Consider the following 13,880-nt stretch of genomic DNA (forward strand, 5'->3'; position numbering starts at 1 on the left):
TTACGTTTTCATCAGACAATCTGTGTGAGCACTTCGAAGGAAGGTATCTTCAGGTAAGGAGGTGATCCAACCGCAGGTTCCCCTACGGTTACCTTGTTACGACTTCACCCCAGTCATGAATCACAAAGTGGTAAGCGCCCTCCCGAAGGTTAAGCTACCTACTTCTTTTGCAACCCACTCCCATGGTGTGACGGGCGGTGTGTACAAGGCCCGGGAACGTATTCACCGTAGCATTCTGATCTACGATTACTAGCGATTCCGACTTCATGGAGTCGAGTTGCAGACTCCAATCCGGACTACGACGCACTTTATGAGGTCCGCTTGCTCTCGCGAGGTCGCTTCTCTTTGTATGCGCCATTGTAGCACGTGTGTAGCCCTGGCCGTAAGGGCCATGATGACTTGACGTCATCCCCACCTTCCTCCGGTTTATCACCGGCAGTCTCCTTTGAGTTCCCGACCGAATCGCTGGCAACAAAGGATAAGGGTTGCGCTCGTTGCGGGACTTAACCCAACATTTCACAACACGAGCTGACGACAGCCATGCAGCACCTGTCTCACGGTTCCCGAAGGCACTAAGGCATCTCTGCCAAATTCCGTGGATGTCAAGGCCAGGTAAGGTTCTTCGCGTTGCATCGAATTAAACCACATGCTCCACCGCTTGTGCGGGCCCCCGTCAATTCATTTGAGTTTTAACCTTGCGGCCGTACTCCCCAGGCGGTCGACTTAACGCGTTAGCTCCGGAAGCCACGCCTCAAGGGCACAACCTCCAAGTCGACATCGTTTACGGCGTGGACTACCAGGGTATCTAATCCTGTTTGCTCCCCACGCTTTCGCACCTGAGCGTCAGTCTTCGTCCAGGGGGCCGCCTTCGCCACCGGTATTCCTCCAGATCTCTACGCATTTCACCGCTACACCTGGAATTCTACCCCCCTCTACGAGACTCCAGCCTGCCAGTTTCGAATGCAGTTCCCAGGTTAAGCCCGGGGATTTCACATCCGACTTGACAGACCGCCTGCGTGCGCTTTACGCCCAGTAATTCCGATTAACGCTTGCACCCTCCGTATTACCGCGGCTGCTGGCACGGAGTTAGCCGGTGCTTCTTCTGCGGGTAACGTCAATGCATGAAGCTATTCACTTCACACCCTTCCTCCCCGCTGAAAGTACTTTACAACCCGAAGGCCTTCTTCATACACGCGGCATGGCTGCATCAGGCTTGCGCCCATTGTGCAATATTCCCCACTGCTGCCTCCCGTAGGAGTCTGGACCGTGTCTCAGTTCCAGTGTGGCTGGTCATCCTCTCAGACCAGCTAGGGATCGTCGCCTAGGTGAGCCGTTACCCCACCTACTAGCTAATCCCATCTGGGTTCATCCGATGGTGTGAGGCCCGAAGGTCCCCCACTTTGGTCTTGCGACGTTATGCGGTATTAGCTACCGTTTCCAGTAGTTATCCCCCTCCATCGGGCAGATCCCCAGACATTACTCACCCGTCCGCCACTCGTCACCCAAGGAGCAAGCTCCTCTGTGCTACCGTTCGACTTGCATGTGTTAGGCCTGCCGCCAGCGTTCAATCTGAGCCATGATCAAACTCTTCAATTTAAGTTTGATGCTCAAAGAATTAAACTTCGTAATGAATTACGTGTTCACTCTTGAGACTTGATATTTTTTAAGTCCGTAGACTTTTGATATCAATCCTGCGAGTGCCCACACAGATTGTCTGATAAATTGTTAAAGAGCAGTGCGAGCAGCGGGTTAACCGTCTGTCGCGAGGTGGCGTATATTACGCTTTCCTCCTTCAGAGTCAATCACTTTTTTCAGCGATTTTCTCCGGCGGGATGAATCACTTCGTCCCTTTCTGACCGTCTGCGTTGCCGCTTTGCCGTGTCAGTGGAGGCGCATTATAGGGATCCGATTTTTTTGCACAACCCCTTTTTTCGATCTTTTGATTCAACTGGTGAGTTTTCATCCTTTCTGCTGGGATCACGAACGATCCGCTCAATAATTAGCTTGTCTGACGCACCGATCGCGCTCAGGCTAGGCATAAATGAGTAAAAGGAGAAAGATCATGTCCACAGCCTTACGTCCCTATAAAAGCAGCTACCCGCAAACTGGCGATCGCGTCATGATCGATAAAAGCAGTGTTGTGGTTGGCGATGTTGTATTAGGAGACGATGTCAGTATCTGGCCACTGGTTGCTATTCGCGGTGACGTGAATCAGGTGATGATTGGCGCACGAACCAATATCCAGGATGGCAGTGTCCTCCATGTGACGCATAAGTCAGCCAGCAATCCGGCGGGTTACCCTCTGGTGATTGGCGAAGATGTTACGGTGGGCCACAAAGCTATGCTACATGGCTGCACCATTGGCGATCGCGTCCTGGTTGGCATGGGATCGATTCTGCTGGATGGCGTAATAGTAGAAGAGGATGTGATGATTGGTGCAGGTAGCCTCGTCCCACCCGGCAAGCGTCTGGAAAGTGGCTACCTGTATTTAGGCAGCCCGGTGAAACAAATTCGCCCGCTTAATGAAGCCGAGATAGAGGGCCTTCGTTACTCAGCAAACAACTATGTTGGCTGGAAAAATGATTATCTCGCTCAGGAAAGCCAGACCCAGCCCTGATGATCAACTTCATCATTACGGATAAGTTGCTCGGCCTCGTCTTCCAGATCCCAGCGATGAGCGCTAAACAGCGCCATCGCTTCTCCCTCACCGAATCTGTCATGCAATGCCTGAAGAGAGATCGCGCACATCAGCCCCATGCCATTCACCATCGCCGGAAAACATACCGCTTGTCGGTTTTGATCCCAATCTTCCCGATCAGGAAACTGAATCGCCTGATTCACGGCTGCATTACCTGCTTTAATTGCGCAATGACGGGCGTGATCTCAGGCATCACACCATGCCATAACTGAAAAGCATGCGCTGCCTGCCCCACCAGCATACCCAATCCATCGGCGAGTTGTTGACTTCCCTGTTGCTGGCACCAAAGTAAAAACGGCGTCAGACCCGGCTGGTAAAACATGTCATAACAGCGCGTATGTTGAGAAATCAATGAAATGGGCAGTGGCGGCACATCGCCTTTCACACCGCTGGAAGTGGCATTGATTATCAGATCAAACGACTGGCCGGCCAGAGAAGTAAAACTGCAGGCATGAATGGCCCCACTATGCTGGAAAATATCCGCAAGCAGCTCCGCCTTTTCAACCGTACGATTCGTCACTGTCAGCGCACACCCTAATGAGAGCAGTGGCAAAATCACGCCGCGTGCGGCTCCCCCTGCTCCCACCAGCAATACCCGATCGCCGGGGCGGATCATTTTAAGCCGCTCAAGATCGCTCAGTAAGCCGATGCCATCCGTGTTGTCGCCCAGGATCTGCCCCTGCGCATCCTTCTTTAACGTATTGACCGCCCCAGAGAGCGCAGCACGCTCGCTGAGTTCATCAGCAAACTCCCACGCCTGCTCTTTGAAGGGCAACGTCACATTGGCCCCTTTCCCACCCGCCGAAAAGAACTCGCTGATCGCCTGCGGGAAACCATCCAGTGGTGCGCATACGCGACCATAATGGTGTTCAATTCCCGTTTGCTCTGCGAATAAACGATGGATAAAAGGTGACTTACTATGTTCAATCGGGTTACCAAAAACGGCAAAGTTTTCCATAAATTAGCCCTGACGGATAAGTTCGCCGCTGATAACGTCGCGGATTTCAGAAGGATTAAGACGTCCGCCCGTTTCACCCGCTAATACCGGAAACTCAGCACCAAATTGCTGAGCGACTTCGGCAACGGTGCGACATGGCGTCTCGCCTGAAAGATTGGCACTGGTTGAAACCAGCGGTTTACCGAAGCGCTGACACAGCGCCTGCACATCAGGATGGTCGCTAACGCGAATCGCCAGTGAGTCAAAACGTCCACTCAGCCACCGTGGCGTATGCGGTGATGCCGGTACGACAAACGTGACCGGCCCCGGCCAGCAGGCAAACATACGTTCACGCTGCACCACGGAAAGCTCCTGATCGGCAACGTAGGGTTCCAGCTGAGCATAATCGGCCGCAATCAGGATCAACCCTTTTTCGACTGGCCGCTGTTTCAGCGCCAGTAATGACATTACAGCCCTTTCGCTGTCCGGGTCACATCCCAGACCAAAGACCGCCTCTGTGGGATAGGCGATCACCGCATGTTGCTGCAACTGTTGAATACAGAAATCCAGATTTTCCGCTGAAGAGTGATTTTGCGTCATGGTAATTCATTGTCCTGCACAACGGGTTTACCGCAGCGCTTACTGGCGCAGAAACGTTTCTTGCCCTGCGCGGTTTTCTTTTCAATTAATAGAGGGAACTGGCAGTGCGGGCAGACACCCTCAACAGGCGTCGCATTCAGCGCAAACTGGCAGTCCGGATAACGATCGCAGGAGTGGAATGTCTTACCATAGCGCGAACGGCGCTGAACCAGCTTCCCGCTTTGGCACTGTGGACAGGCGATAGCCGTCTCGTCAGGCTTATCAATCGTTTCAGTATAATCACATTCTGGATAGTGGCTGCAGCCAACAAACATGCCAAAGCGTCCCTGACGAAGCACTTTATCAGCGCCGCATTGCGGACAGGCATGGCCTTCCAGGACTTTAACGATATGGCCATCGCCCTGGTTTTTCAGCGGGCGGATATACTCGCAGGCAGGAAAGTTGGCACAGCCAAGAAATGGACCATGTTTGCCGGCACGTATCACTAAATCTGCCCCGCAAGCGGGGCAGGGATCATGTTTACGCACGGTAAATAGTGCTGATTTACTCATATAACCCGATGCATCAAGCGCAAATTAATGCAGCATACCTTCATTGACGTCGAATAACAGTTCTTCCATTTGCTGATAAGCATTTTCGCATCCTGGGATGTTAAACAACACCATCAGCACCACCCATTTGAGATCTTCCAGATCGAATTCGAGGGTATCAAGGGCCATCACACGTTCGATAACCATTTCGCGAGTTTCCATATTCAGCACCTGGATTTGTTCCAGGAACAGAATAAAACCACGACATTCGGCATCCAGACGCAGGCTCTCTTCCTCCGTGTAGATTCGCATTGAGAGCGGATCGTTCGCCAGCAACACTGGCGCAACTAAACCTTCCTGATAATCCGCCAGTCTCTCAAGCCAATTCAACGCATTGTAGATATCTTCACGATGAAAACCGGCATCCGTTAAATCATCGGTCAATTTATCCTGATCAACGCGCATTTCGGCTTCGTTGTGGATATAGGTCTCAAACAAGTACATAAGTACGTCGAACATGGCATGCCCTCCTCAATCGGACATAGCCGCCGGGTACAGCTGCGATCCATCCTGCTAACTCCAGCTCCAGCAACTGGGCTGAGATAACTGGCACAGGTTGGCCGGCACGTTCAGCGACGACGTCAACAGGTGTAACCTCATCACCTACGTTAGCCAACACGTCTGCAAATGGCAATGGAACATCGTCACTGTCTTGTGAATATATTGTTTCTGAGGTTGTTGCAGGTAGCCAATGCAGCGTGGAACGCAGGTCTTCGAGAATATTATCAGGATGCACAACCAGCAACGCGCCCTGCTGGATTAACCAGTGCGTCCCTTCACTGCCTGCGTTACCTAATGCACCGGGCAAGGCATAGACATTACGGTTTTGTTCCAGTGCATAACGCGCCGTCACCAGTGAACCGCTTTTGAATGAGGCTTCTACTACCAGCACTCCGAGACTTAGCCCGCTGATAATACGATTGCGACGCGGGAAATTTACCGCATACGGAGCCATTTCCAGAGGAAACTCCGAAACCAGAGCACCGCCATTGTTCACGATATCCTGTGCCAGCTGTTGATGACTTTTTGGATAGATATGTTTCAGCCCGCAGCCCAGCACTGCAATGGTTTTACCAGATGCATTCAGCGCCGCCCGATGAGCAATGCCATCAATCCCCCGCGCCAGACCGCTGGTGATGGTCAATCCATTCGCCGCCAGTTGCTGTGCGAAATAGCTTCCCCACTCGCTTCCATAATGAGAGCAATGACGGCTCCCAACCACCGCGAGTTGTGGCGTATGTAACGCTGCGACATTCCCCATTACATACAATAGCGAAGGAAAACGACTGATCTCAGCCAGCGCAGGGGGAAAATCGCTGTCCAGCACCGAAAGCAGCTGATGTTGTGGATTCTCCAGCCACTGGCGAGTGCGTAAAAGCTGCCGTGAGCATAGCGTATGAAATTGTTTTCGCTGCGTTTCACTCAGTCGCTGCGACGTCATCAAATCATCATCCATATGCCCGGTAGTTTGCAGCCTTTCCGCCAGATGGCGGATCTGCTGCCCACTGAGTCCTTTCACATTTGCCAGCCTGAGCTTCCACTCAATTTTGTCCACGCCTCACTCCCTGTTCAGCCGGTGCCATCATGCGGTGCAATGCTGTCAATCAGGCCCCAAAAAGTCTACAATATGAGGTAGTAATCTTTTCTTTAACGCATACAGATCTGGAAATTTATGTCAGTTTTGCAGGTATTACATTACCCTGATGACCGTCTTCGCAAAATCGCAGCACCGGTGAAAACCGTTGATGCTGGCGTGCAACGCATCGTCGATGACATGTTTGAAACGATGTACGCTGAAGAAGGCATTGGCCTTGCAGCGACTCAGGTTGATATTCATCAGCGCATTATCGTGATTGATGTGTCGGAAAGCCGCGAAGATCGCCTGGTGTTGATTAACCCAGAGTTGCTGGAAAAAGGTGGCGAAACCGGCATCGAAGAAGGCTGTCTCTCCATCCCGGAACAACGTGCTTTTGTGCCGCGCGCTGAGTGGGTAAAAGTGCGTGCGCAAGATCGTGACGGTAACACTTTCGAGCTGGAAACTGATGGCTTGCTGGCGATCTGCATTCAGCACGAAATCGACCATCTCGATGGCAAACTCTTTATTGATTATCTGTCCCCGCTGAAACGTCAGCGCATTAAACAGAAACTGGAAAAACTGGCACGCCAGAATGCACGCGCATCCTGAGTGCAAATAGAAGGTTAAACTGTGTCTGCACCGCTAAAAATCATTTTTGCCGGTACACCTGACTTTGCAGCGCGTCATCTTGACGCGTTGCTTGCTTCTGAGCATCAGGTGGTTGGCGTCTTTACGCAGCCCGATCGCCCTGCCGGCCGTGGCAACAAACTCACACCCAGCCCGGTAAAAGTTCTGGCACAGGCTCATGACGTTCCGGTTTTTCAGCCGAAATCATTAAAACCAGCAGAGAACCAGCATCTGGTCGCTGACCTGCAAGCTGATGTAATGGTGGTGGTGGCCTATGGGCTGATTCTGCCAAAAGCCGTGCTGGATATGCCGCGTCTGGGTTGTATCAATGTTCACGGTTCTCTGCTGCCGCGCTGGCGTGGCGCCGCCCCAATTCAACGTTCGCTCTGGGCTGGCGATGCCGAAACCGGCGTAACCATTATGCAGATGGATGTGGGCCTGGATACCGGTGACATGCTGTATAAACTCGCCTGCCCGATTACCGAACATGACACCAGTGCCACGCTGTATGACAAATTAGCGCAACTCGGCCCTGTAGGAATGCTGAAGACGCTGGAGCAACTGGCAAACGGCAGCTTACAACCGGAAAAACAGGACGAAGCGCTGGTCAGCTACGCCGAGAAGCTGAGCAAAGAAGAAGCCCGCCTCGACTGGACGCTTTCTGCCGCACAACTTGAACGCTGTATTCGCGCATTCAACCCTTGGCCAATGAGCTATTTCATAGTAGATGATCAACCCGTGAAAGTCTGGCAAGCCAGTGTGTTACCGCATCAGGCAAAACAGCCCGGTGAAATACTTCATGCCGATAAGCAGGGCATTCAGATTGCGACGGCTGATGGTGTTCTGAATTTGCTTTCGCTACAGCCTGCCGGTAAAAAAGCCATGTCCGCACAGGATTTGCTTAACTCACGCCGTGAATGGTTCACTCCTGGCAGTATTCTGGCCTGATCCCATAGCCCGGTTAACACCGGGCTTTTTGTTTGATGAATGAATCGCATGAAAAAAACGACAAACCTGCGTAGCCTGGCCGCGCAATTAATTGAACGCGTAGTGGATAAAGGCGAGTCGCTTAGCGCTATTCTGCCTGGTGCGCAAAAAGCGCTGTCCGATAAAGACGCTGCGTTATTGCAGGAGCTCTGCTTTGGGGTGATGCGTACCTTGCCACAGCTTGAAGCGTTAATTGGCAAGCTAATGGAGCGCCCCTTAACCGGTAAGCAGCGTGTTCTCCATTATCTGATTATGGTCGGACTGTATCAGTTGCTTTATACCCGCATACCGCCCCATGCTGCACTGGCGGAAACCGTGGCCGGTGCTGAAGTGCTGAAGCGCGCTAACCTGAAAGGTTTGCTCAATGGTGTATTGCGCCAGTTCCAGCGTCAGCAGGAAACGCTGGTAGCGGAAGTGGATCAGGGTACGCAGCGCTATTTGCATCCCGGCTGGTTGCTTAAACGTTTGCAAACCGCATGGCCTGAGCAGTGGGAGCAGATTGTTGAAGCGAATAATCAGCGCCCGCCAATGTGGCTGCGCGTCAACCGTCAACATCATTCTCGTGACGCATGGCTGGCATTGCTTGAGCAGGCAGAAAAGAATGCTTTCCCGGGGGATGCCCCTGATTCACTACGTCTGGAAGCTCCAGCTCCAGTCGGGCAGTTGCCCGGTTTCGATCAGGGCTGGGTAACGGTTCAGGATTTATCCGCACAACGCTGTGCCTTGTTGCTTGAGCCGCAAAATGGCGAAACCATTCTCGACCTTTGTGCGGCACCAGGCGGAAAAACCACCCATATCCTTGAAATCGCACCACAGGCGCAGGTGTTAGCCGTCGATATTGATGAACAACGTCTGGTACGCGTAAAGGACAATCTGCAACGCCTCGGCATGCAGGCGGATGTGCGCCAGGGAGACGGCCGTACTCCGGCACAATGGTGTGGCGATAAGCAATTTGACCGTATTCTGTTGGATGCCCCCTGTTCGGCAACCGGCGTGATTCGTCGCCACCCCGATATTAAATGGCTGCGACGCGATCGGGATATCGCCGAACTGGCCAGCCTGCAACGTGAAATTCTCGCAGCGGTATGGTCACGGCTGAAAAGTGGGGGCACACTGCTTTACGCCACCTGTTCGATCCTGCCGGAAGAAAACCATCAGCAAATCAGCACATTCCTGGCTGCCCATCCCGATGCAATAGCTGAGGCATTGCCTCAGGGCCAGGAAAATGGCTGGCAGGTATTTCCCAGCACAGATGGCGGAGATGGTTTCTTCTACGCTAAGTTGATGAAAAAATAATACGGCGCATTCTGACAAGAGCTCATCGCGATGAAAATTATTATCCTCGGTGCCGGACAGGTCGGCGGAACCCTCGCAGAAAACCTGGTGGGTGAAAACAACGACATTACCGTGGTGGATAGCGATCCCACCCGTTTGCGTCAGTTGCAGGACAAATTTGATCTGCGCGTGGTGCATGGTCATGGATCTCATCCACGCATTCTGCGCGAAGCAGGGGCCGAGGATGCCGATATGTTGGTTGCGGTGACCAGCTCGGACGAAACCAATATGATCGCTTGTCAGATCGCTTATTCGCTTTTCAATACGCCAAACCGTATTGCCCGTATTCGTGCAGCCGATTATCTGCGTGATGCCGAAAAGCTATTTGTACCCGAAGCGGTGCCAATCGATCATTTGATTTCGCCAGAACAGCTGGTGATCGACAATATTTATCGCCTGATCCAATATCCCGGCGCGCTGCAAGTGGTGAATTTTGCTGAAGGGAAAGTGAGTCTGGCTGTGGTCAAAGCCTATTATGGTGGGCCACTGGTAGGTAATCCGCTTTCCATTTTGCGCGAACACATGCCGCATATAGATACCCGTGTTGCCGCCATCTTCCGCCAGGATCGTCCGATTCGTCCGCAGGGTTCAACCATCGTTGAAGCAGGTGATGAAGTCTTCTTTATTGCAGCAAGCCAGCATATTCGTGCGGTGATGAGCGAGATGCAGCGTCTGGAAAAACCCTACAAACGCATCATGCTGGTTGGCGGCGGGAATATTGGCTTTGGCCTGGCACAGCGTCTGGAAAAACAGTACAGCGTGAAGTTGATCGAGCGAAATCCGCAACGTGCTGCAGAACTGGCCGAGCAATTGCAGGATACCATTGTATTCTACGGTGATGCCTCCGATCAGGAGTTGCTGGCTGAAGAACATGTCGATCAAATCGATCTGTTTATTGCTGTTACCAATGACGATGAAGCCAACATCATGTCCGCCATGCTGGCGAAGAAAATGGGGGCAAAAAAAGTCATGGTGTTGATCCAGCGCCGCGCCTATGTTGATCTGGTTCAGGGCAGCGTGATCGATATTGCCATTTCGCCGCAGCAGGCGACCATTTCGGCGCTCCTGGGACATGTACGTAAAGCTGACATTGTAGGTGTCTCATCATTACGCCGTGGTATCGCTGAAGCGATCGAAGCGATCGCGCACGGTGAAGAAACAACTTCACGCGTAGTGGGACGCCTGATTGAAGATATTAAATTGCCGCCCGGTACTATCATCGGTGCCGTAGTGCGTGGTGATGAAGTTATCATCGCCAATGACAACGTTCGCGTCGAACAGGGGGATCATGTGATTATGTTCCTGACCGACAAGAAGTTTGTGCCCGATGTCGAACGGCTCTTCCAGCCAAGCCCCTTCTTCCTGTAATCGCTGCGGGCAATCCGTTGCCCGCCGTGATAATCCAACTTAATCCCTTGTTGTAATGGCAAATGTAGAAAGGTTTGTTAAACTTTAGGCATTGGCCAGGACAAGGAGATAACAATGAGTTTTTTCAAAGAGTTTCGTGATTTTGCGATGCGTGGCAACGTAGTTGACCTCGCAGTTGGTGTGATTATCGGTGCCGCTTTCGGTAAGATTGTTTCATCACTGGTGGCTAATATCATCATGCCGCCTTTAGGCTTGCTGATCGGCGGGGTCGATTTTAAGCAATTCAAATGGGTACTCAAACCCGCAGAAGGCGCAGTAGCACCCGTGGTGATGGAATACGGTGTCTTTATTCAGAGTATTTTTGATTTCGTTATCGTGGCACTTGCCATTTTCATCGCCATCAAACTCATGAATAAATTATATAAAAAGAAAGAAGTGGAAAAACCGGATCCGAAACCTACCAACGAAGAATTGTTACTGACGGAAATTCGTGACCTGCTCAAGCAACAAAATAACAAAATCTGATTCTAAGGAACCGCCTGACCAGGCGGTTTTTTTATGATTAAAACCAGAAGGCCAGTGGTAAACCGCTTTGCTTACCACTGGCCTCCCAGTTGCCTCGTTTCGCATGTTTGTCTTTGCGACGATAACTACCTTTCCCTTTCTGATTTTGCTCAACACGCTGACGAAATAGCGGATCGTGCAATAGAGCTTCAATAGCGTTGTCTTTGATCTGACCTTTTTGGTGCTGATAGCGGCTCATATTTCCTCCTGTTAGTGATTGCGCAACTATAGGCCTTTGCACCACAAATTCAATCTCTACTACAGCAATTTTCCGGATGAGGTTCTTCTCCCTTCTCCAGGGCTTCAAGGATTGAGCAACAGGCGCTGCTATGCAAATCGCCGCAGCAGGTTTCAGCCAATCGTTGCAACGAACGCTGGATCGTTTGCAACTCAGCGATCATTGAGCTGACCTCATCAAGACGCTTCGCCACAATAGCTTTAGATTCCTGACAGGTATGATGTTCGGGATCGATGCGGATCGATAATAATCCACGAATAGAATCGAGGCTAAACCCCAGCTGACGTCCATAACGGATGAAACGCAGACGTTGCAGGTCGTCATCACTATATAAGCGAAAACCCCCTTCGGTTCTGACTTCATGATCCATCATGTGTTGCTTTTCATAAAAACGAATGGTGTCAGGTGTGACATCTGCCATTTTGGCGAGTTGGCCGATACGGTACATGTTATTTCTCCTGCATCAGTCGGTGTTTAATCGCATCGCTATAGTCGCCGCGCAGGAACGTGGTACTCATTCCCGCCTGACGTAATTTGAGCTCCAGTAAACTCAACCGTTTCGATAGTTCATGCGCCTGATGATCGTCAGGATCCAATTCCCGAAGCAGATCCTGAACTTGCAGGGCTTCACGTCGCATTTCCAATTCTGGCGGTAAAAATCCGGCATTTTTTAACAGCCGATACCCGGTACGCAGTTCTTCAGGTACACCACTTTCATCATCGAGTTGCAACGGCGCTCCCTCACCAGGCAAATTGCTGAGTTCACCTTTTTCCTGAGCAGCTAGAATGTGCTGCTCGGCAAGCTGGTCAATTAACCACATGAGTCGCTCCTGATCGGGATAACAGCCATCAGCATAGCGGAAGGGGGCGAAATGGGAAGAAACGACAGGCAATAAAAAACCCGCCGAAGCGGGTCTTTTACGTTACTGCAAATTACTCTGCAGCAGCTTCTGCTTGAGCTTCTGGACGATCAACCAGCTCGATGTATGCCATCGGAGCGTTGTCACCAGCACGGAAGCCACACTTCAGAATACGAGTGTAACCACCGGCACGGCTCGCAAAACGCGGGCCCAGCTCGTTAAACAGTTTTGCCACGATCTCGTTATCACGAGTGCGGGCGAATGCCAGACGACGATTAGCTACGCTGTCGGTCTTGGCAAGAGTAATCAGCGGCTCAACTACGCGACGCAGCTCTTTGGCTTTCGGCAGAGTCGTCTTAATGATCTCATGACGAACCAGAGAACCAGCCATGTTGCGGAACATAGCCTGACGATGGCTGCTGTTACGGTTCAGTTGACGACCACTCTTACGATGGCGCATGACCTTATCCTTCTCAGTGAAACCTTAACCTGTGATCCGGTTATTCATCAGCAATGCTTGCCGGCGGCCAGTTTTCCAGGCGCATGCCCAGAGACAGACCACGTGAGGCCAGCACGTCTTTAATCTCGGTAAGAGATTTTTTACCCAGGTTAGGCGTTTTAAGCAGCTCAACCTCGGTACGCTGTACCAGATCACCGATGTAGTGGATAGCTTCTGCCTTAAGGCAGTTAGCAGAGCGGACAGTCAATTCCAGATCGTCAACAGGGCGCAGCAGGATCGGATCGAATTCTGGTTTCTCTTCTTTCACTTCCGGCTGACGTACATCACGTAAGTCAACGAAAGCTTCCAGTTGTTCTGCCAGGATGGTTGCCGCACGACGAATCGCCTCTTCAGGATCGATTGTGCCGTTGGTTTCCATTTCGATGACCAGCTTGTCCAGGTCGGTACGCTGTTCAACACGCGCTGCTTCAACATTGTAGGCGATACGGTCTACAGGGCTGTAGCATGCGTCAACTAACAGACGGCCGATTGGGCGCTCATCTTCTTCCGAATGAATTCGGGCAGAAGCCGGCACATAACCACGACCACGCTGAACTTTGATACGCATGCTAATAGATGCGTTTTCATCGGTCAGATGGCAGATCACATGCTGCGGCTTGACGATTTCGACATCACCGTCGTGGGTAATGTCGGCTGCAGTCACAGGGCCAATGCCAGATTTATTCAGGGTCAGGATGACTTCATCTTTACCCTGAACTCTTACCGCCAGCCCTTTCAGGTTAAGCAGGATTTCCAGGATATCTTCCTGTACGCCCTCTTTGGTGGAGTACTCGTGGAGCACGCCATCAATCTCAACCTCGGTCACCGCGCAACCCGGCATGGAAGAAAGCAGAATACGGCGCAGTGCGTTACCAAGAGTATGGCCAAAGCCACGCTCTAACGGCTCAAGGGTCACCTTGGCGTGCGTCGAACTCACTTGCTCGATATCTACCAGGCGCGGTTTTAGAAACTCTGTCACAGAACCCTGCATTGTGTCCTCT

17 protein-coding genes and 1 rRNA gene are annotated in these 13,880 nt (G+C 51.7%); 6 read left to right on the plus strand and 12 right to left on the minus strand.

From position 1 onward, the window contains the following. Positions 1-54: 54 nt before the first annotated feature. Positions 55-1,596, minus strand: a 16S ribosomal RNA gene (locus tag PW844_RS03500). 466 nt (positions 1,597-2,062) lie between these two features. On the opposite strand from PW844_RS03500, the gene PW844_RS03505 reads away from it, so the two are divergent. Beyond that, positions 2,063-2,617: a gamma carbonic anhydrase family protein gene (locus PW844_RS03505; protein WP_084877274.1), complete on the plus strand. Its 555-nt coding sequence runs from the start codon at positions 2,063-2,065 to the stop codon at positions 2,615-2,617. Here the strand turns inward: PW844_RS03505 and PW844_RS03510 are convergent. The 6 genes from PW844_RS03510 to dprA are packed head-to-tail and all read right to left on the minus strand — an operon-like array spanning position 2,593 to position 6,380. Then, positions 2,593-2,841, minus strand: a complete 249-nt coding sequence (locus PW844_RS03510) for a DUF1488 domain-containing protein (protein ID WP_299447329.1) — start codon at positions 2,839-2,841, stop codon at positions 2,593-2,595. The two genes, PW844_RS03505 and PW844_RS03510, sit on opposite strands and share 25 nt — an antisense overlap. Continuing rightward, on the minus strand, positions 2,838-3,656 hold the full coding sequence (gene aroE / locus PW844_RS03515) for a shikimate dehydrogenase (protein WP_299447371.1): 819 nt from the start codon (positions 3,654-3,656) through the stop codon (positions 2,838-2,840). Before aroE ends, PW844_RS03510 begins: the two co-directional genes overlap by 4 nt. Positions 3,657-3,659: 3 nt before the next feature. Continuing rightward, a complete protein-coding gene (gene tsaC / locus PW844_RS03520) occupies positions 3,660-4,235 on the minus strand; it encodes an L-threonylcarbamoyladenylate synthase type 1 TsaC (protein WP_299447374.1) in 576 nt (191 codons plus the stop codon). Next, positions 4,232-4,786 (minus strand): topoisomerase DNA-binding C4 zinc finger domain-containing protein, encoded by a 555-nt coding sequence (locus PW844_RS03525; protein WP_299447378.1) that lies wholly within the window; start codon positions 4,784-4,786, stop codon positions 4,232-4,234. Before PW844_RS03525 ends, tsaC begins: the two co-directional genes overlap by 4 nt. A 24-nt stretch (positions 4,787-4,810) precedes the next feature. Beyond that, complete coding sequence (gene smg, locus PW844_RS03530) at positions 4,811-5,284, minus strand: DUF494 family protein Smg (protein ID WP_084877288.1); 474 nt, start codon at positions 5,282-5,284, stop codon at positions 4,811-4,813. Beyond that, on the minus strand, positions 5,256-6,380 hold the full coding sequence (dprA, locus tag PW844_RS03535) for a DNA-protecting protein DprA (RefSeq protein ID WP_299447384.1): 1,125 nt from the start codon (positions 6,378-6,380) through the stop codon (positions 5,256-5,258). The genes smg and dprA overlap by 29 nt, the downstream gene beginning before the upstream one ends. A gap of 117 nt (positions 6,381-6,497) precedes the next feature. Between dprA and def the strand changes: the two genes are divergently transcribed. The 5 genes from def (at position 6,498) to mscL (ending at position 11,243) form a co-directional block, all read left to right on the plus strand. Continuing rightward, positions 6,498-7,010, plus strand: coding sequence for a peptide deformylase (gene def, locus PW844_RS03540; RefSeq protein ID WP_299447387.1), 513 nt, complete (start codon positions 6,498-6,500; stop codon positions 7,008-7,010). 21 nt (positions 7,011-7,031) lie between these two features. Next, a complete protein-coding gene (gene fmt / locus PW844_RS03545; RefSeq protein ID WP_299447389.1) occupies positions 7,032-7,976 on the plus strand; it encodes a methionyl-tRNA formyltransferase in 945 nt (314 codons plus the stop codon). A gap of 48 nt (positions 7,977-8,024) precedes the next feature. Continuing rightward, positions 8,025-9,311, plus strand: coding sequence for a 16S rRNA (cytosine(967)-C(5))-methyltransferase RsmB (gene rsmB, locus PW844_RS03550; protein ID WP_299447392.1), 1,287 nt, complete (start codon positions 8,025-8,027; stop codon positions 9,309-9,311). A gap of 30 nt (positions 9,312-9,341) precedes the next feature. Then, on the plus strand, positions 9,342-10,718 hold the full coding sequence (gene trkA / locus PW844_RS03555; RefSeq protein ID WP_084877300.1) for a Trk system potassium transporter TrkA: 1,377 nt from the start codon (positions 9,342-9,344) through the stop codon (positions 10,716-10,718). A 114-nt stretch (positions 10,719-10,832) separates the two neighbouring features. Beyond that, a complete protein-coding gene (gene mscL, locus PW844_RS03560; RefSeq protein WP_299447397.1) occupies positions 10,833-11,243 on the plus strand; it encodes a large-conductance mechanosensitive channel protein MscL in 411 nt (136 codons plus the stop codon). Positions 11,244-11,280: 37 nt separating this feature from the next. Here the strand turns inward: mscL and PW844_RS03565 are convergent, their stop codons facing one another. From PW844_RS03565 to rpoA, 5 genes are all read right to left on the minus strand, one after another. Beyond that, positions 11,281-11,481, minus strand: coding sequence for an alternative ribosome-rescue factor A (locus tag PW844_RS03565; RefSeq protein WP_299447400.1), 201 nt, complete (start codon positions 11,479-11,481; stop codon positions 11,281-11,283). 49 nt (positions 11,482-11,530) lie between these two features. Next, the gene (gene zntR / locus PW844_RS03570; RefSeq protein ID WP_299447403.1) at positions 11,531-11,968 is read right to left on the minus strand and encodes a Zn(2+)-responsive transcriptional regulator; all 438 of its coding nucleotides are present in this window, start codon (positions 11,966-11,968) and stop codon (positions 11,531-11,533) included. 1 nt (position 11,969) lies between these two features. Next, a complete protein-coding gene (locus PW844_RS03575) occupies positions 11,970-12,341 on the minus strand; it encodes a DUF1992 domain-containing protein (RefSeq protein ID WP_299447406.1) in 372 nt (123 codons plus the stop codon). A gap of 112 nt (positions 12,342-12,453) precedes the next feature. Beyond that, entirely contained in the window at positions 12,454-12,840 is a 387-nt protein-coding gene (gene rplQ / locus PW844_RS03580; protein ID WP_003850180.1) for a 50S ribosomal protein L17, read from the minus strand. Between the two features lie 40 nt (positions 12,841-12,880). Continuing rightward, a complete protein-coding gene (rpoA, locus tag PW844_RS03585; RefSeq protein ID WP_007891688.1) occupies positions 12,881-13,870 on the minus strand; it encodes a DNA-directed RNA polymerase subunit alpha in 990 nt (329 codons plus the stop codon). Positions 13,871-13,880 lie beyond the last annotated feature (10 nt).

The organism is Pantoea sp. (assembly GCF_028283705.1).
Classification (GTDB): Bacteria; Pseudomonadota; Gammaproteobacteria; order Enterobacterales; family Enterobacteriaceae; genus Pantoea.

Excerpts from the sequence above, each read along its gene's own strand:
- PW844_RS03575 (WP_299447406.1), bottom strand. The coding sequence starts at position 12,341 with ATGTGGTTAATTGACCAGCTTGCCGAGCAGCACATTCTAGCTGCTCAG.
- rpoA (WP_007891688.1), bottom strand. The coding sequence starts at position 13,870 with ATGCAGGGTTCTGTGACAGAGTTTCTAAAACCGCGCCTGGTAGATATC.
- PW844_RS03565 (WP_299447400.1), bottom strand. The coding sequence starts at position 11,481 with ATGAGCCGCTATCAGCACCAAAAAGGTCAGATCAAAGACAACGCTATT.
- PW844_RS03505 (WP_084877274.1), top strand. The coding sequence starts at position 2,063 with ATGTCCACAGCCTTACGTCCCTATAAAAGCAGCTACCCGCAAACTGGC.
- rplQ (WP_003850180.1), bottom strand. The coding sequence starts at position 12,840 with ATGCGCCATCGTAAGAGTGGTCGTCAACTGAACCGTAACAGCAGCCAT.
- trkA (WP_084877300.1), top strand. The coding sequence starts at position 9,342 with ATGAAAATTATTATCCTCGGTGCCGGACAGGTCGGCGGAACCCTCGCA.
- tsaC (WP_299447374.1), bottom strand. The coding sequence starts at position 4,235 with ATGACGCAAAATCACTCTTCAGCGGAAAATCTGGATTTCTGTATTCAA.
- PW844_RS03525 (WP_299447378.1), bottom strand. The coding sequence starts at position 4,786 with ATGAGTAAATCAGCACTATTTACCGTGCGTAAACATGATCCCTGCCCC.
- mscL (WP_299447397.1), top strand. The coding sequence starts at position 10,833 with ATGAGTTTTTTCAAAGAGTTTCGTGATTTTGCGATGCGTGGCAACGTA.
- aroE (WP_299447371.1), bottom strand. The coding sequence starts at position 3,656 with ATGGAAAACTTTGCCGTTTTTGGTAACCCGATTGAACATAGTAAGTCA.
- rsmB (WP_299447392.1), top strand. The coding sequence starts at position 8,025 with ATGAAAAAAACGACAAACCTGCGTAGCCTGGCCGCGCAATTAATTGAA.
- zntR (WP_299447403.1), bottom strand. The coding sequence starts at position 11,968 with ATGTACCGTATCGGCCAACTCGCCAAAATGGCAGATGTCACACCTGAC.
- def (WP_299447387.1), top strand. The coding sequence starts at position 6,498 with ATGTCAGTTTTGCAGGTATTACATTACCCTGATGACCGTCTTCGCAAA.
- smg (WP_084877288.1), bottom strand. The coding sequence starts at position 5,284 with ATGTTCGACGTACTTATGTACTTGTTTGAGACCTATATCCACAACGAA.